At 43.6% G+C, this 18,007-nt stretch carries 16 protein-coding genes; 11 read left to right on the forward strand and 5 right to left on the reverse strand.

Going from position 1 to position 18,007, the window contains the following annotated elements; all coding sequences use genetic code 11:
• Positions 1-77 precede the first annotated feature (77 nt).
• On the forward strand, positions 78-1,265 hold the full coding sequence (locus GVN16_RS02045; protein ID WP_166562162.1) for a phosphoglycerate kinase: 1,188 nt from the start codon (positions 78-80) through the stop codon (positions 1,263-1,265).
• Between the two features lie 52 nt (positions 1,266-1,317).
• On the opposite strand, the gene GVN16_RS02050 is transcribed toward GVN16_RS02045, so the two are convergent.
• A complete protein-coding gene (locus GVN16_RS02050; RefSeq protein WP_166562163.1) occupies positions 1,318-2,334 on the reverse strand; it encodes a YCF48-related protein in 1,017 nt (338 codons plus the stop codon).
• A gap of 65 nt (positions 2,335-2,399) precedes the next feature.
• Here GVN16_RS02050 and GVN16_RS02055 point away from each other — a divergent pair, with 65 nt between their 5' ends.
• A complete protein-coding gene (locus tag GVN16_RS02055) occupies positions 2,400-3,785 on the forward strand; it encodes a BatD family protein (protein WP_166562164.1) in 1,386 nt (461 codons plus the stop codon).
• A gap of 7 nt (positions 3,786-3,792) precedes the next feature.
• The gene (gene aroC / locus GVN16_RS02060) at positions 3,793-4,872 is read left to right on the forward strand and encodes a chorismate synthase (RefSeq protein ID WP_166562165.1); all 1,080 of its coding nucleotides are present in this window, start codon (positions 3,793-3,795) and stop codon (positions 4,870-4,872) included.
• 5 nt (positions 4,873-4,877) lie between these two features.
• Here the strand turns inward: aroC and GVN16_RS02065 are convergent, their stop codons facing one another.
• Positions 4,878-5,393 (reverse strand): phosphoribosyltransferase family protein, encoded by a 516-nt coding sequence (locus tag GVN16_RS02065; RefSeq protein ID WP_166562166.1) that lies wholly within the window; start codon positions 5,391-5,393, stop codon positions 4,878-4,880.
• A 112-nt stretch (positions 5,394-5,505) separates the two neighbouring features.
• Here GVN16_RS02065 and GVN16_RS02070 point away from each other — a divergent pair, with 112 nt between their 5' ends.
• Together GVN16_RS02070 and GVN16_RS02075 are read left to right on the forward strand one after the other, a co-directional pair.
• The gene (locus tag GVN16_RS02070) at positions 5,506-5,934 is read left to right on the forward strand and encodes a DUF4783 domain-containing protein (RefSeq protein ID WP_166562167.1); all 429 of its coding nucleotides are present in this window, start codon (positions 5,506-5,508) and stop codon (positions 5,932-5,934) included.
• A 218-nt stretch (positions 5,935-6,152) separates the two neighbouring features.
• Positions 6,153-6,641 carry a YcxB family protein gene (locus GVN16_RS02075; protein ID WP_166562168.1) on the forward strand — a complete coding sequence of 163 codons (489 nt, stop codon included), beginning with the start codon at positions 6,153-6,155 and terminating at the stop codon, positions 6,639-6,641.
• Positions 6,642-6,699: 58 nt separating this feature from the next.
• Here GVN16_RS02075 and GVN16_RS02080 read toward each other — a convergent pair whose 3' ends face one another.
• Entirely contained in the window at positions 6,700-6,882 is a 183-nt protein-coding gene (locus tag GVN16_RS02080) for a hypothetical protein (RefSeq protein WP_166562169.1), read from the reverse strand.
• 407 nt (positions 6,883-7,289) lie between these two features.
• Between GVN16_RS02080 and GVN16_RS02085 the strand changes: the two genes are divergently transcribed.
• Genes GVN16_RS02085 through GVN16_RS02095 form a run of 3 tightly spaced genes read left to right on the forward strand, consistent with a single transcriptional unit; the run spans position 7,290 to position 9,997 of the window.
• A complete protein-coding gene (locus GVN16_RS02085) occupies positions 7,290-7,745 on the forward strand; it encodes a nuclear transport factor 2 family protein (RefSeq protein WP_229244002.1) in 456 nt (151 codons plus the stop codon).
• Between the two features lie 33 nt (positions 7,746-7,778).
• Positions 7,779-9,560, forward strand: coding sequence for a DUF885 family protein (locus tag GVN16_RS02090; RefSeq protein WP_166562170.1), 1,782 nt, complete (start codon positions 7,779-7,781; stop codon positions 9,558-9,560).
• Positions 9,561-9,562: 2 nt separating this feature from the next.
• Positions 9,563-9,997, forward strand: a complete 435-nt coding sequence (locus GVN16_RS02095) for a GNAT family N-acetyltransferase (protein WP_166562171.1) — start codon at positions 9,563-9,565, stop codon at positions 9,995-9,997.
• Positions 9,998-10,011: 14 nt separating this feature from the next.
• Here the strand turns inward: GVN16_RS02095 and GVN16_RS02100 are convergent, their stop codons facing one another.
• Positions 10,012-13,482 carry a M4 family metallopeptidase gene (locus GVN16_RS02100; RefSeq protein WP_166562172.1) on the reverse strand — a complete coding sequence of 1,157 codons (3,471 nt, stop codon included), beginning with the start codon at positions 13,480-13,482 and terminating at the stop codon, positions 10,012-10,014.
• Between the two features lie 311 nt (positions 13,483-13,793).
• On the opposite strand from GVN16_RS02100, the gene GVN16_RS02105 reads away from it, so the two are divergent.
• From GVN16_RS02105 to GVN16_RS02115, 3 genes are all read left to right on the forward strand, one after another.
• Positions 13,794-15,233 (forward strand): TonB-dependent receptor, encoded by a 1,440-nt coding sequence (locus tag GVN16_RS02105; RefSeq protein WP_166562173.1) that lies wholly within the window; start codon positions 13,794-13,796, stop codon positions 15,231-15,233.
• Between the two features lie 4 nt (positions 15,234-15,237).
• Positions 15,238-16,803, forward strand: coding sequence for a hypothetical protein (locus GVN16_RS02110; RefSeq protein WP_310587405.1), 1,566 nt, complete (start codon positions 15,238-15,240; stop codon positions 16,801-16,803).
• Positions 16,804-16,935: 132 nt separating this feature from the next.
• Complete coding sequence (locus GVN16_RS02115; protein ID WP_166562174.1) at positions 16,936-17,292, forward strand: HPF/RaiA family ribosome-associated protein; 357 nt, start codon at positions 16,936-16,938, stop codon at positions 17,290-17,292.
• A gap of 21 nt (positions 17,293-17,313) precedes the next feature.
• Here the strand turns inward: GVN16_RS02115 and tsaB are convergent, their stop codons facing one another.
• A complete protein-coding gene (tsaB, locus tag GVN16_RS02120; RefSeq protein ID WP_166562175.1) occupies positions 17,314-18,003 on the reverse strand; it encodes a tRNA (adenosine(37)-N6)-threonylcarbamoyltransferase complex dimerization subunit type 1 TsaB in 690 nt (229 codons plus the stop codon).
• Positions 18,004-18,007: the final 4 nt, after the last annotated feature.

Below are 18,007 nucleotides of genomic sequence, written 5' to 3' on the forward strand. Positions count from 1 at the left end.
ATAATCTAAATTGAGATTTTATATTTGTTATCCTAATTACGAAGCCAATAATTAATTATCTCACTTAAATTGAATTAATGAAAACACTGGATTCTTTTAATTTTTCAGGCAAAAAAGCCTTAGTAAGGGTTGATTTCAATGTTCCGTTGAATGAAAGACATGAAATTACAGATGATACCCGTATCTCAGCTACCATTCCTACCATAAAGAAAATTCTTGGCGATGGAGGTTCCTGCATTTTAATGTCGCACCTGGGCAGACCAAAAGACGGTCCTACTGAAAAATACTCTTTGAAACACCTTGTTACTCCACTTTCTATCATTTTGGGAGTACCGGTAAAGTTTGCAGATGATTGTATTGGTGAAGCAGCGGCTGAGCTGGCAGCAGGCCTTCAGCCCGGTGAAGTTTTATTGTTGGAAAATCTTCGTTTTTATAAAGAAGAAGAAAAAGGAAATGTTGAGTTTGCTGAAAAGCTTTCAAAATTAGGAGACGTTTGGGTAAATGACGCTTTCGGTACCGCTCACAGGGCTCACGCCTCTACAGCTATTATCGGACAGTTTTTTGAAGACAGGGTGTGTGGCTATGTCATGCAGGCTGAAATCGAAAATGCCCAGCATATCCTTGAAACTGCAGAGAGACCATTCACCGCTATCATGGGTGGTGCCAAAATATCTGATAAAATCCTGATCATCGAGCGTCTTCTTGACAAAGTGGATAACCTGATCATCGGTGGCGGTATGACTTATACCTTTACCAAAGCTCAGGGCGGGTCTATCGGAAAATCGCTTCTTGAAGCTGACAAACAGGAGCTTGCTCTTGAAATCATCGAGAAAGCCAAAGCCAAGGGAGTTAACATAATCATGCCGGTTGACAACGTTTGTGCGGATGATTTCAGCAATGACGCCAACAGACAGATTGTAGCCACCGGTCAGATCCCTGACGGATGGGAAGGCCTGGACATCGGACCTGAGTCGATCAAGATCTTTGAAGAAGTGATCAGAACTTCAAAAACCATACTTTGGAACGGACCTATGGGCGTTTTCGAATTTGAAAACTTTGCCATCGGCACCAACGCTATCGCTAAGGCGGTTGTAAAAGCTACAGAAGAAAACAATGCTTTCTCTCTTATCGGGGGCGGTGACTCAGCTTCGGCCATCAACAACGCCGGCATGGGTGACAGGGTTTCTTATGTTTCTACAGGTGGCGGAGCATTACTTGAATATATGGAAGGGAAAGTACTTCCGGGTGTAGCCGCTTTGTCTTAAGATTATGATAATACTTATATATTGATTAAAGACCGTCATTTAATGGCGGTCTTTATTTTTTTAACACCTTCCATTTACCCAGATTACCCTTCGCTCCCACTGCCCAGCAGTCTGTTTTGTAACAGGACAGGGTATGAAACGACTCATTGTCAAACTGCGTCCAGGTTTTACCAAGATCATGTGAAATATTGGACCCCGTCGTACCTACCATGATCAGTTTGTTTTCCGGAAGCTGCCCCACGGCTTCTTTCAGACCTTTGGACACTGAATTATTGGTTTTGAACCAGGTTTTACCCCCGTCATAGGTCTTGCAGTTATTCAGATATTCGTCCTTATCATTGACATAGTCCCCTCCCACCGCAATGCCGTCTGTTTTGCTCCAGAAATAGATGCCGAAAATACCCGAGGTCTTGCCCTGTGTGAATTGGGTCTGATAAGCTTCCCATTTGCCTCCGTTGTCATTTGAAACAAACACACGGCCCTGGGTATTAAACCAGACATTATCACCCAGCACAAACAGGCAGGAATTTCCTGCAGCGAATGATGCCTCACCTTCTTTCATATCCGGGAAATTTTCAGGGGCAATTCTAGCCCATGATTTGCCGCCGTCAGTGGTCTTCAACACATAAGGTTTGTTCCCGACCGGGTCTCCCAGAACATAGCCGACTTTAGCATTCCTGAATTTCAGAGCGTCCAGGAACACTCCTTTTTCAAACGTCCGGAAGACTTCCTTCCAGGTTACGCCGCCGTCTTCTGTTTTAAGAATTACCGCTGCAGCCTTCTCAGCTTCTCCTGCACTCATGATAAATGCCACATTATGGCTCATGGCATATATTCCTCTGAAGTCCAGCAGTTCGTAACCGGCCACTTTGAGAACAATCCAGTTGGCACCACCATTTGTGGTCTTGAGAACAGTACCCTGGCTGCCACCGGCCCACACCACCTTGCTGTTGACAGCGTGTATGGATCTGAACGAAGCTTTGGTATCAATTTCAGAAATCACCCATTGGGATGACGCCTCTGACATCACCATAAAAAGGCTGATCAGGGAGAATAAAAATGTTTTCATTTGGGGTCTTAGATTCGTTTGCCTAAATTAATCAAAAAATCAATTGGTATCATTATTTTTGCAGGATGATAAACGGGATAAAACATTTTGTACTCTTCTTTTTGGTTCTGATGCAGGCTCAGGCCGCTTTTGCCCAGGATCAGGAGGTCAAAACCGAGCTATCTTCCAGGTATATCCAGCTGAACGAGGCCTTCAGTATAAAAGTGGTCATTCAGAACAGCAAGGAATATGAGGTGGAAGGATTACCGGAGATCAAAGGTTTCAAGAAAAACAGTAAATCAATAGCCCATACGCAGGTTCAGATACAAGGCAGGAAAGTCATACAACATACCATTACCCAGAACTACTCCCCTACCGTCAACGGTGTCTTTGCAGTTCCGGCTTTCGACCTGGTTGTCAATGATAGAAATTACCATATAGAAGAATTCAGTATTTCTGTCGGGGACAAGCCGATTGTCAACTCAGATTTTACGGAGAAAACCAACATCAACTCCAAACTGATCTCGGGAGTCGAACTGAACCTTACGCATTCCAAACCCGATATCTATGTAGGAGAAGGTGTCAAAATTACCCTGGGTTTTTATATTCCTGAATTCAATACCACTCCGTGGGAATTTCTTCCGGCAGAGGAACTCAACAAAGAAATCGAGAAAATAGCCAGGATCCTCAAGCCCAAAGAGTGTCTTGAAAACCGCTTGTCTATCACTAACATTGAAGGAACAGACCTGGTTATTGACGATAAAAAAATCACTTTCTATAAATTATTCGAGGCGGTGTATTACCCGCTCAACAACCTCCCGATCAGATTTGCTTCAGTGCGGCTGCCCATGATCAAAAACCTGGGCGAGAACAATTCCCAGAAAGTGGATTTCAAAACCAAGGCCGTCACCATTTCGGTGAAACCGCTGCCGGAACACCCGCAAAAGGAAAAGCTGGCCGTCGGAGATTTTATCCTTAAAGAAAGGATACAGTCAAAAACTTTCAACACCGGCAAAAGCTTCGATTACTCATTTAAAATCATCGGTGACGGGAATTTCAACGCCATCAATTTTGAAGAATTAAGCAATGATGCCCACTTTGACTTCTTCCCGCCGCAGATCATACAAAACCAGAAAAACGGCTCTCAGCTTGGAGAAAAGGAGTTTATTTTCAAAATCCTGCCTAAAGATTCAGGGACTTATAACCTGGGAAATTATTTCTTCTGGGTGTACTTCAATACCAAAACAATGACTTATGACACATTGACTTCCAGCCAGTTAATTGAAGTATCAGGAGAAGTAATCACCAACAACGCGAACACCAGCGGGGATTTGTTTGACCACATCGATTTGCTTAAAACAAGTGGGATCAATGTAAATTATCGCAAAATAATAAAGAATATTGCAAATGTAGCCGTAATTTTGATGCTGCTGGGCATGTTTTATCTGATAGATTTCAAAAGAAAAAAATAATAATTGAATGGGTAGTACTTACGGTAAAGTTTTTAAAATCTCAACTTTTGGTGAATCACACGGACGGGCCATTGGTGTTGTTATAGATGGGTGTCCGTCAGGCATTACATTTGATGAAAATTTTATACAAAATGAACTTGACCGCAGGAAACCCGGCCAGTCGAGGATCACTACCCAAAGAAAGGAAGCGGATAGTTTTGAGGTGATGTCAGGCGTTTTTGAAGGAAAAACAACCGGTACACCGATTGCCCTGGTCATTTTCAATGAAGACCAGCGAAGCAAAGACTACGGCCACATCGCCGACAAATTCCGCCCTTCCCATGCCGACTTTACTTACTCCACCAAATATGGTGTAAGGGATTATCGTGGCGGCGGACGCAGCTCAGCCCGTGAAACTGCCGCGAGGGTGGCTGCCGGGGCATTGGCCAAACTGGCCCTTAAGAGTCTCGGTGTCGAAATCTACTCGTATGTGTCGCAGGTTGGTAAGCTCAGACTTGAAAAAGATTATCACGAAGTTGACCTTCAGCAGATAGATGACAATGCCGTCAGATGTCCGGACCAGGAAGTAGCCCAGCAGATGTTTGATTACATAGACCAGGTGCGTAAAAACGGCGACTCTGTCGGAGGCGTCATCACCGGGGTGATCAAAGGAGTGCCTGCCGGATGGGGTGAGCCTGTATTTGACAAACTTCATGCTGAGTTAGGCAAGGCCATGCTGAGCATCAATGCCGTCAAAGGATTTGAATACGGAAGCGGATTTGAAGGCGTGAGTCTTCATGGTTCAGAGCACAATGACGCTTTTTATACCGACGAAACGGGAAAAGTACACACCAGGACCAACCATTCGGGAGGTATTCAGGGGGGTATTTCCAACGGAGAGGATATTTATTTCAAGGTAGCCTTCAAACCTGTGGCTACGATTATGACCGACCAGGAAAGTGTCAATGAAGCCGGAGAAGCCGTGATCGTTTCCGGCAAAGGCCGTCACGATCCCTGTGTTTTACCACGTGCAGTACCTATCGTTGACGCCATGTCAGCTATTGTACTGATGGATTTCTACCTGAGGGCAAGGCTCAACAAGATCTGAGCCTGTCAGTAAAGATAAACGCCTACTTCTTCTTCCTCTCCCAATACCACCTGCACATGATCGTTCATGGTGGTAGAAAGGCTGTATCCTACATAATCGGCAGCAATAGGGTAAATGGGGTAATTCCTGTCTACAAGCACCGCCACCTGGAGTTTCTTCAGGGGAATAGATAAAAACGGCCTGAGGCTGAATGCCAGCGTGCGTCCGGTATTCAGCACGTCGTCAATAATCACCACCGCCTTGTTTTTAAAGGTATCTACATCACTTTCAATATCAAGGTCCGGCTGTGAGTCGGCTTTCTTGTTAAAAATAACCCTGGCCAGACTAACCTTGAGCCCGGATATTTCGCTGAGTTCCTTAAAAAGCAAAGTGGCCAGTACATAGCCCTGACCATCTATTCCGGCCAGGATAACTTCTTTTTCGAGAAAATTATTCTCATATATTTCAAAAGCAATTCTCTTTACTTTCTGCAGTGTTGTCGCTTTTTCTAAAAGCCTGATTTTTTCTTTCGCTACTGACATACCTTCGTCTTAGGTTGATATTCGTCTATAATTGTTTGGCACAATTTCTGATAAGGTTTGATTAACCTTAGTCAAAGACAAATATAAATACAATTCAATAACAAATCAGATTATGAAATATTTTATTGGACTTTTTATTGTTTTGATTTTGAGTGGTGCTTCTCCTGTAAAAAAAGAAAATGAAATCTCAGTAAAGAACATCAACGACATGTCGACACTGATCAGTAAGTCGTTCAAAATCGGAAACTCACAGATGCTGGGGACATGCCTCGACAAAGTGATTGAACTGCACATTGATGCCGACCGAATTGATTTTGAGAAACTCTCTTCTGCAAAAGCAGAAACGATCATGGACAATTTCTTTAAAAAGAACCCTCCTGTTTCCTTTACTTTCGTGTATAAAGGCGACATGGAGACAGACCTCAAGTATTTTATAGCTAACTACAGAAGCAAAAATAAAGAGTACCTTGTTTACATGTTGTTCAAAAAGAGAAAGGATTCCAATTATGTGATCAATACGCTGCAATTGAAGCAGAGTTAAATATTAAGGAGAAAGGAAAAGCAGAATGGAAGAAAGAAGATGGAAAGAAAAAGGACCATGGAAAACGGAGGACGCAGAAATTTATGGTATGTGTCTTAGATATTCTTTGCGTGATTGGCCGGGTATACGACATTGATAAATATATTTTTGAAGGGTTCGGACGAGTTCCGGGCCTTTTTTTTTATTTTTGCGTCACAAAATTTATAAACAAGAAAAAAATGGTTGTCAAAACAAAGAAATTTGCCTTAGATAAAAAACTTTACATCAACAGATCATTTAAAAAGCAGATACAACAAAGCTGGTACTGGCTGCTTATTCCTGCTGCCATTGTTATTCTTGGACTGGGTCTTCATTTCTCCGGCGTTTATAAAAACTGGTGGATCATGATCACTGCGATAATCGGAGGAGCTCTGTATGTTTTATTCTGGTATGCACAGTTTTATGCAGCCACACAAATGGATCAGAATAAACAGATGTTTGAAAAATTTGCTTATGAAATAGACAGCCGCCAGATATTGGTGAAAATTAATCAGAAAGAAGGCGGTATAGTGAAGTGGGATACGATTCAGTCTGCAGAAATGGATGACACCGGAATTTTCCTGATTATCGGGAGGGGACAGTTTCTTCATTTTCCGAAAAACGTCTTTACTTCAGAACATGATATAAAGCTTTTCGAATCGATTTTAAGAAGAAAGAACTTATTGTAAGATACCTGACGAATGAAAGTAAAAACTTCTCACTGAAAAGGAGAAGTTTTTTTTATATTTATAGATCCACCAGATAGTCAATCATTGCCATATCAATGGCCTGGTCGGCATTCATACCTTCCTTTAAATAGTACATACAAGCTTTCAAAAAGTAAAGCTCTTCATCTTGATTGAAAACACCCTGGCTCACTTCCATGACTCTTTCAAGGTATTCTGCCGGAATAAAAACTTTGTGCTGCATCGCCGAAATATATTTTTTATCTATACCAACTGCAAATAAAATGCCAATTAATTCGAAATTCGGAATTTAAACAATTTACGAAACAATTAAAGAATAACGCATTATTATCAACGTCAAACTACTAAAAACCAGATGGTTGGCATGGTTTTTATCGGAACACGCCAAGATAATAATATATTAGAAAAGTGATAGTTTTCTCATCATCAGCAAAGCCCTTTCCGGCCGGCATTTATCCTGAAATATATTCAAAAATCAATGGCTTTTTAATATTTATACTCAAAATTTCAGAACCTGTGCACCGGAAATAAAATTAAACCGGCTCTTAATTGTTTAGCCCTGTCATTTCGCTATTTTTGTTTCCGGCTAAACTCCGCGTTCGGCCGTCAAATCAATAAACCAAAAGAACAATGAAAAAGCTAATGCTCTGTTTTTGTCTCGTGCTGACTTCAGTCATTACAAAAGCCCAAAGTGACCAGGAAGGTATCAAAGCCGCCATCAACCAGTTTTTTGACGGGATGAGAAACACTGACTCCACCTTAATCAAAGCGGTGATTCATGAAAACTGTACCCTGAGATCGGTAGCCAGAAGCAAAGAAGGTGAGACGGTAATCAATGAGGAAAAAATCCAGGGATTCATCAAATCAGTCGGCACTAAACGAGAAGGTATAAAACTGGATGAAAGACTCACCTCTTTTGACATCAAGGTCGACGGAGACATGGGCATAGCCTGGACCCCTTACCGTTTTTATGTCAACGACACCTTCAGGCATTGCGGGGTCAATGTTTTCTCCTTAATAAAGACCAAAGCTGGCTGGAAAATCACCGCTATTATGGATACCCGCAGAAAAGACGGGTGTGATTAAGCCTTACCAAACATACTAAAAACGTTAAGATAAATGAAAAGACTTATTCTGTTTGCCTTTCTTTCTATTACCCTGCTCGCATGTAACCAAGACAAGAAAAAGACGATGGACAACGACCTGAATCAGTTATATGAAGATTATTACGAAGAACGCCTCACGTTTTTCCCGCTGGAAGCCACTTCGCAGGGCGATGCCAGGTACAACGACCAGCTTCCCAATGATATTTCAGAAGCTTACAGGGCCAAACTCGGTGCTTTTTATCAGAAGTATCTTGACCGCTTGCTGGCCGCTGACGCCTCAAAACTCAGTGAAGACGACAAAGTCATCTACAATACCCTGAAGTATTCCCTGGAAATTGAACTGCAGGGGCTTACCTTCAAAACCCACCTGATTCCTTTTCAGCAATTCTGGGGTCTGCCTCTGACTATGGGGCAGCTGGGAAGCGGACAGGGAAGTCAGCCGTTCAAAACCGTAAAAGACTATGATGACTGGCTTAAACGGGTGGATGGATTTGCCGTCTGGGCGGACACCGCGATTGCTAACTTCAGAAAAGGCATGGCTACTGGCTATGTTCTTCCGAAATCACTGGTAGTCAAGATGATTCCGCAGATGCAGGACATGATCAGTGAAGATCCGGCGAAGAGTTTGTTTTACGGACCAGTAACTCAGCTGCCTGCCGGTTTTTCGGCTGCAGAGAAAGCTGAGATCACCAAAAAATACAATTCTGCGATCAAAGAAAAGCTGAATACCTCTTTCCTGAAACTGAGGGATTTCCTTAAAAACGAATACCTGCCCAAGGCCGGTTTATCCAGTGGTGTACTGACGATCCCGGAAGGCAAACCGTATTATAATTATATGGTAAAATACTGGACAACCACCTCCAAAACACCGGATGAAATATTCCAGACCGGTATGAGCGAGGTCATCAGGATCAGGAAAGAAATGGAAAAAGTCAAGGAAGAAACAGGCTTCAAAGGCGATCTGAATGCTTTTTTCAAATATCTTAAGACTGATAAGAAATTCACCCCTTACAAAACCCCTGAAGAGGTCCTGGCGGCTTTTGCGGCCATCCAGTCCAGGATAACCCCTCACCTGGCTTCCATGTTTAAGAATACCCCGAAAACGAAATTCGAGATCAGAAGAACAGAAGCTTTCAGGGAGGCCTCAGCCAGTGCGGAATACATTCAGGGCTCAGCTGACGGCTCCCGTCCCGGTATTTTCTATGTCCCCATACCGGATGCCAGGCAATTCAACATTACTTCGGGTATGGAATCCCTGTTTTTGCATGAAGCCATTCCGGGTCATCATTACCAGATTTCGCTGCAGCAGGAAAACACCACCCTGCCTAAATTCATGCGGTTCAGCTGGTACGGAGCCTATGGCGAAGGCTGGGCTTTGTATACCGAATCGCTGGGTAAAGAGCTGGGTCTTTATACCGATCCTTATCAATATATGGGAGCTCTGGGCGATGAAATGCACCGGGCCATCAGGTTGGTGGTGGATGTGGGTATACATACCAAGGGCTGGAGCCGCGAAGAAGCCATTAAATACATGATGGACAACCAGGCGATCTCTGAAGATGGGGCTACTGCCGAAATAGAACGATATATGGCCATTCCGGGCCAGGCCTTGTCTTATAAAATCGGGGCTTTGAAAATTGCCGAACTGAGGGCCAGGTTCAGCTCAAAATTAGGCGATAAGTTTGTACTGGCTGATTTCCATGATCAGTTTTTGAAGCAAGGCTGTCTGCCACTGGATGTTCTCGAAGAAAAACTAACGGCATGGGCCGATAAAATTTCCCTGCCTGTTCAATAATTATGTCTGACTTCACTATCAGAAAAGTATCTTCCGGTGACTATGAGGCCATTTATGGGCTCATATGTGACCTGGAAGATACTATCTTAGACGCTGAGACCTTCAGGTCCATTTTTGAAATTAACATCAGTAATCCTGCTTATTTGTACCTTCTGGCTGAAAAAGGCCCTGAGGTCATCGGGATGATCAGCCTGCATTGCCAGCTTCTATTGCATCATTGCGGCCTGGTAGGCGAAGTGCAGGAGCTGATTGTCAAAGAAAAATTCAGAGGCATGCACATCGGCGAAGCACTTCTCGAAGAAGTAGTCCGTTTTGCCAGGCAAAACAACTGGCTGCAGCTGGAAGTGAGCTCAAATAAAAAAAGACTTCGGGCTCATCAGTTTTATCTCAAAAACGGATTCGCCCAAAATCATTTTAAATTTGTCAGAATCTTATAAAAGCAAAGAAATTCTTATTCTTTGATCATTTTCTTCATATACTCCGCTTTGTTGGTTTTCACTTTGATCAGGTAAGTTCCTGATGGCAGCGACTGCACCCTGATCTTCGTCTCTTCCGATTCAATCAGACTCCTGGCATTCATGTCCATCACCCAGGCTTTCTCAAATTTATCAGAGTTATTCAGCTCAATCTCCACGAAATCCTTAACCGGGTTGGGATAGACTTTAAAGGCCAGAGCCGAAGAAGCCGGTTCGTTGGCCAGGGCTGCAATTCCAAAGCTGTTGGAAGGCGAACTGAGACAACCATCCTGCGTCACGGCTCTTACACTGTAAGCCCCCGCAAAATCCTTCTTGAAGCGGTTATTGGTTGTCTGGCCACCTATCGGGCTGTTGTTGATATACCATTGATACAATTGTCCGCCGGAAGCCACCAGGAAATCACCGCTTTCACTCAGGCTCGGAGCCGGTGGAATGATACAAAAAGTCTGTTCGGCACTGGCAGACGTAAATTTGGAGTCCCCTATCTGGAAGGCTTTTACATTTACTTTACCGGGCGTTTTACCTAAAGTGATCCGCTTTCCTGATATCTGGGCATCCCCCGAAATCAAAGAAAACTGAACCGGAAGACTCGAAGAGGCTGTAGCAGAAAGGTCGAAAGCAGCAGAAGGCAGCTTATCGGCTATGCCCGCAAAAGTAATCGTCTGACCCGTTTTGGTAGGCAGTGTCCTGGCCCCCTGGGCATACCATACAGCCCACTTGGCGTCTGTAAAGTAGGTTTCTGGATTGCCATCAGGCGAAATCTTATCTGCTTTGATCTTGATACCGTTAACGATATTCTGCTGGGCATCCAGGGCATTATAAACAATGATCTTATCTGCTTTGGAATAATCCGGATAGCCGATATCATTGTTCTCCACCACCGCTTTAAGGTCGCCGGTTTCCAGGTTGGCAGTCAATATATAATAACTTTCATCAGAAGAGTCGAAATAGTCAAAGGCAATGATGCTCGAATTGGTCTTAGCCAGGGCAGGGTTACCGATGTTCTCCCCTTCTTCCAGATCCGAGAATATCTTATCGATGGTTCCCGAACCGAAATCGTTGGCAGAAGCGTCCCAGGCCTTCAGAATACCCACGTCCCAGTATTCAATGTTACCAAACAAACTTTTGGCCTCATTAAAGGCATCATAAATCAGGTTTTCTCCTGAATAATCCCATTCAAATGAGTCGGCATACTGCACCTCACCGGTATTCACACCATTGGAATACGTCGGATTGTAAAGTTTGAATTTGACGTTTTTATTGGTCTGAAGGTTAAATACATAAATATACTGATCAGAGGTGTTGGCCAGAGCTGCCAGCAGTATCCCGTTTTTTGAAATGGCCACATTCCTCCATGAGGCATCGGTAGATAATTTCTGAGGGGCTGTTTTCTGTATCAGGTTAACCCTGTAGATGTTTTTATCCGCTCCGACGAAATAAACAAACGACCCGTCATCCGTCACACTTGGTTTACCCAGACAGCCCAGTTTACTGGCAATGACACTGAAATTACCATTACTTGAAAAAGGCCCTGCATACATACTGCCGTCTGTAGGATCAAATACCACCATAGATTCCGTTCCCGGGTTCACCTGGATGTCTGTACTCGGTGTGGTAGGTGTCGTTGGATTAGGATTGCCTGTTCCGGCGTTCGGATCGGCGATACCCACTGCATCAAAGGCCGCCTTGGCCGCCGCAAACTCAGAGCCCTCGCCAAACAAATCTTTAGCCGACTGAACTACCGCAAGTCTCAGATCTGTAAACTTGGAAGTCCTTGTCAGGTAATTGGTCAGTGCCCTGTAATATACTTTCTCCGCTTTATCACGGTTCATGCCTGAAGCCGTGGTAAAAAGAAAAAAGGCATGATTGGGAATGCCGCTGTTGACGTGCACCCCGCCATTATCCTCGCTTGGGGTATCTCTCAAAAATGCATATTGAGACATGTTTTTAGGCTGATATCCCGGGTCGCTTTTACCACCCTGGTTAGGATTTTCCATGCTGCGTAATGCTCCGGACGGAAAAACCGCTTTCTTCACCACATCCTCACCCAAAGTCCAGTCGTCCTTATCTATCAATACGCCGAAAATATCTGCAAATGATTCATTCAGGGCTCCTGACTGGTTTCTGTATTCCAGTTTGGCTGTATTTTCTATGACTCCGTGGGTCATTTCATGTCCTGCCACATCCAATGCTCCGGCCAGCGGCTTAAATCCATCTCTTCCGTTACCATAGCCCATAAACTGGCCGTTCCAGTAGGCATTGTCCATGCCTTTACCGTCTTCATCGGCTATGTTGATCACAGAAATGATGCTGCCGCCGTTTCCGTTCAGGGAGTTCCTGTTAAACTTGGTCCGGTAATAATCGTAACAGATACCGGCGTTGATATGAGCCGAAACTGCTGTAGGATTCCAGGTTGTCCCGTTGTTTGAAACCACATGTGATAACTTCATTTCGTCGTCGTCAATCCTTGAGTTCTGGGCATCGATCGTCCACAAAGCACCTACCGGGGTATCCGGAAGTGTTGATTTGGAAGCGTTAAACATCGGTTTGGAAGGATCGATCATAAAATAGGTAGCCCCTTTCTGGTACATGTTAAAAGCCTGCGTAATACCGTTCAGGTCTTTGGCAGAGGTCTTAAACACGCCATCGAGTGTACAGGTGTGGTTGTATTTATCCAGCACCTCGCCGCTCTGGGCATCAATAAAATAAACCCACCTTTCCAGTATATTGGGTTTGACGGTCAGATGATACACCAGTTTTTCTTTCTTATTGTGGTGCATGATCATCAGCTCGGCTTTGTCCTTTTCGATTTCCAGGAATTTACCGGTAATGCCGCTTTTCTGTATAATAGTAATGTTCTTCAGATCTGCCAGGGCTTTTTCTATGGCTTCTTTTTCACCAAACCCGGGTTTGACAGACAGCTGGGGCGTAGGAAAAACCCGTCCGTTTAAAAACTCTACGGCTCCCTGGCTTTTGGAGTGCAGCAGGGCCTCTCCTCCGTAAACAGGCACTCCGTTAAACTTCTGCTGAAACCTCAAGTGACTGTATCCCAGCTCATCTTCGGTCTGTGCTGTAAGTTCAAACTCCGATTTCGGGTCTTTGACCTTCATCTGCGATTTGACTTCTTCCAGGAATGCCATACCCGATTGCTGAAAACTCCTTCTCAGGTTTTTTGAAGGTATTTTATCCGAATTACGCCTGATAAAAATGACGGTGCCGTCAAGCGAATCCTTATAGATTTTATTCTTGATCAGAGCCGGATCGATCAACTGGCTTTTGGCTCCAACCCTGGCTCCGGGCGATTTGCCGGCATCCACCTCCAGGAAAGGCGTCGTAATGGTATTGGGAGCAGTACGCTGGGTTTTCTTTTTCTGGTCAAAACCTTTCTGACCGAAGGAAGCCATGGATGAAACACACAGGAAGAGCAGTGTAAATTTTATTCTCATATTGATTTAAAGTTCTGTTTTGAAATGAATATAAATGAAGTATCAATTCAAGTGTAAAATTAGATTCAGTAATGAATTTTCAAGGTTATTATTTAAAAAATAACATTAAAAATCAAAAATAGTCAAAAAAAATATCCGCTCAATAATTTTTTATTGTGTGGTCGTTGCAAATCAGATCTTCGTACAATAAAACCATTTAAATTTTGTTATTTTACTGGGAAAAGTCCAAAATTTATTAAATTTGTAGTCTGAATCAAAGAAAATAAAATGGAGTATCTTTACTCCTGCAACGACTTCATCCGGAATTATACATGAAAATAAATCACGATCAGAATTTAGGTACCAATCAAAAAGCCCTGAGGATAAATCTGGATAAAAGGATTTATGGCACTTTCGCAGAAATTGGTGCCGGACAGGATGTTGCTGCCGTGTTTTTCAAATCCGGCGGAGCTTCAGGCACCATCGCTAAAACCATGTCTGCTTACGATATGACGTTTTCCGACGCCATCTACGGCAGCGTAAAAGACGGCCGATACGTATGTGAGGAACGTTTACTGAGCATGCTCGATCACGAGTATAACCTGCTGATTGAAAGGCTTGAATCGAAAAGAGGAGAAAGCACGCAGTTCTTTTCTTTCGCCAACACCGTAGTGGCCCTCAATTACCGGAAAAACAATGAACCGCATGGCTGGATAGGCTGTCGTTTTCAGCTTACGCCCCACGGTGATTTCCATGATGTCATTATCCACGTTAAAATGATGGACAATGATACCGTTTTGCAGCAACAGGCTTTAGGAATTATAGGTGTCAATCTTATTTACGGCTGTTATTACTACAGTGAAGACCCGGAGGTGCTCCTGCTTTCCCTGATGGATAATCTTTCAAAAGACAGGATACAGATCGATATGGTCCGTTTTGAAGGGTCAAGCTACAAGGAAGTAGACAGTCGCCTGATGAGTCTGAGGCTCGTAAAATATGGTTTTTCGGACATTGCTCTATTTGATCCGAGCGGACGTACCCTGCAGCCCTCCGATTCACTTTATAAAAAACACATCGCCGTATTAAGGGGTAGATTCAGACCTATCATCAATGTACACCGCGATATGCTTGAAAACGGGGTGAGGCAATACCTGCAGGAACCCGACGTAGATAAAGACAACGTCATTGTCATTTCGGAGCTGACGCTGCAGTCTTTGAAAGAAGGCCAGGACGGTGAGCTGGTTGACGAAAAAGATTTCCTTGACCGGGTGGACATTTTATGTTCTCTCGGGCAGACCGTAATGATCACGAATTATCATGAATACTATAAACTGGTCGCTTACCTGTCAAAAATCACCAAGCTGAAAATCGGGCTGATCATTGGTTTCCCGAACCTGGAGTACATTTTTGAAGAAGCCAACTACCAGGACCTTCCTGGGGGTATCCTCGAGTCTTTTGCTACGCTTTTCAGCCGGAAAGTGAAGCTTTTTGTGTATCCTACACTGAGGAAAAACACAATCATGAACTGCATGAAATTTAATCCGCCATTACATCTGATTGATTTATACAGATTCCTTATCTCTAATAATAAGATTGAAGACATCTATCACTATAACGAGAAAAACCTTAGTGTTCAGACTGATAACGTTCTTAAATTAATTAAAAGCGGTGAAGAAGGCTGGGAAGAGCATGTCCCCAATGAAGTGGTGAAAATGATCATGGACCGTTGCCTTTTTGGCTTCCCGTGCGTTGTTCTTCCTGAAAAAAAATAAAAAAATGATGATTAGACTTACAAGTATTATATTCTTTGTTCTTGCTTTTACTACGCTTAAAGCCCAGGATCAGGTTGAAATTATTCTTCCGAAAACCGCCGACTGGAATGTCGTCGCAGAGGGCAGTCCCATTGCTTTTAAAATAACCTCCAATGTTGACAGCACTTTAACCAAATCCAAATTCTCGATTCAGCAGGGCAAACTGGCCGGCATGAAACTGGACTCCCTCGGAAATTTCTCATGGGTGCCCGGATACAACCTCGTAGACAGGATTGAACACGAAAGGCTTTTCCAGATGATTATTGAGCTTAAACTCAGTAACGGCAACAGTGTGACCAAAAACATCGACATCACGGTAACGCACACCAACCGCCCGCCGGTGATCAATGAGCTCAAGCCTTTTTATCTCAAATATAACTCGAACAATGTTTATAAGATCGAAAGCTCGTCTGTTTATGATGAGGACAATGACCCCATTGTGTTTATCCCGTCGATCGAACAGCTTCCTGAAAGCATGAGTATCAGTGCTCAGGGTGAGATCACCTGGTCGCCTTCCCTGAGCCAGTACAAGGCCATTAAATCGAAAGAAACCTTTATTGAGTTTTATGTGCAGGATCAGCCTGCCAAAACTCAGTCGAAAGGAAGGATAAAGCTGGAAGCTACCCAGATGGACCTGCCTCCGGTAATTACGACGGTACCGAAAGTGGATTACTTCAAAATCAAGGAAAACGAAACGATCAATATCCGTTTTTATCTTTCCGATCCTAACGGCGACGAGGATGTGGAAGTGTTTGATTTCCTGTCGAGCAACCAGAACGTGAAGAAGGATGTACTCGTTAAAAATACAAATACCCAGTACGAGTTCATCTGGACACCCGGCTATGATTTTGTACAGGACCCGAAAGATTCGCTATCCCTTTATATCGACTTCTTCGTACTGGACAAAACACAAAAGAGAGAGGTAAAAAGAATCTATTTCTCGATTGTTAACACAGTGAATGAGGCCGAAATGGACCGCAAGTTTTATGACTTGTACCGCGGCACACTCACCAGGGCCTGGGAGTTGATGGAACAATTGAAAGAAAAGGAAGAAGTACTCAAAAGGTCTTATAACAAAGCCAAAAAAGGCAAGAGAGGCAGATCAGTCGTCAACGCTTCATTGGGAGCCACTACGGGCTTGTCTTCGATCCTGTCGAAAAAGAATCCGGACACCCAGAGACTGATCTCTACCGTAGGAGGCACCACCGTGCTTACCATCGGTACGCTGGAGGCTACAGAAGTCATCGGGAAATCAATGAAAGACCTGATCGACCGTCTGAACTATATCATCGAAAAGAAAAACGAACTGCAGACCAAGGGAGATATTTTTGCCCGTGATTACTCTCTGAAATCGGCCAGAAGAAGCAATGATTTCATCAGAAAAGTGGATGATTTCATGTCTACAATGAACCTGAAAGGCCTTGTGGCTCTGGAACTTGACGCTTCATGGGAGGCTAAATCAAAGGCCACGGACCAGAACATCAAAAAGGTTTTCAAGGACTTCAACCCTCAGAATAACCTGTCGATGTAAGCCTAAAAAACATCAGAAAAAGCTTGACTCATATTCTTTAAATGGTTACCTTCAATTATGGTTATTGATAATATGATTATGTTATCGTTTAATCATTTTACGCAATGTTCAATCTTTTAAATAGCAAAGAGTATGAAGATCCAGGTTAATGCTGTCCATTTCAACGCAGATAGTTCGTTGATAACTTTTATTCAAAAAAAATTAAATAAACTGGAAACATTTTATGACCGCATTGTGAGCAGTGAGGTTTTCTTAAAACTAGACAAAGGCGAGAAAAGCAAAGTACAGAAGAAGTTAATAGAAGTCAAAGTTAATGTTCCGGGGTCTACCCTCTTCGTAAAAGAAACCGGAGATTCATTTGAAGAAGCTACTGACATCGCCCTTGAAACATTAACCAAAAAGATAAAGCGATATAAGGAAAAGGTAAATATAGTTTCTCACAAAAAGCCCGAAGTTGAACTGGTGGCTGAAGAAGCAGACGAATTCTGAAAATAAAAAAGGCCTGAGAGATCAGGCCTTTTTTATTTGCTTTGGTTTTGCCACCATAAACTCTTTCAGATAAAAAGGCTCAAAGGCCGCCAGATCCTCAAAATCCCTCGCAACAAAACGCTTGTGAATGATCTTACCTGCAAATCTGGCAGAAGGATGAATCACCTCTTCAGTAAACACCGCATTGGGATTACCCTCCAGCACCGGTTTACACTTCAAAGCCCCTTCTCCGAAGAAAAGTATTTTATGTTCTTTCAGCGTTTCTTCAAACGCCTGCCCGTCAATAATCAGGGCCTGTGTTTCCGTAACTTCCTGCTTTGTATCTCCCTCGTACAAGGCACAATAAACTTCCATTCGCCTGGCATCCAGCATCGGGCACAGCAGGTCGTTTACCCCAACCAGCTGATGGGTCATGGCCTCGAGGGTGTTGTACGAAAGCAAGGGCTTATCAAGCCCGAAACACAGTCCCTTGGCCGTCGAAACGGCTATCCTGAGGCCTGTGTATGAACCGGGACCTTTGGCTACCGCTATGGCGTCCAGATCATGTAAGGTGATGTTGGCAAATCCGGCAGTCTGGCTGACCAGTGTGGTCAGCATTCCGGAAGAAGAACGGTCTGAAAACAACTCGGCGGAAGTTACTAATTCTCCCTGATCAAAAATTGCAACAGAACAGCCCTTTGTTGAGGCATCAATGGCCAGTATTAAACTCATATGC

It is taken from the genome of Emticicia sp. CRIBPO (assembly GCF_009905725.1).
GTDB lineage: Bacteria > Bacteroidota > Bacteroidia > Cytophagales > Spirosomataceae > Leadbetterella.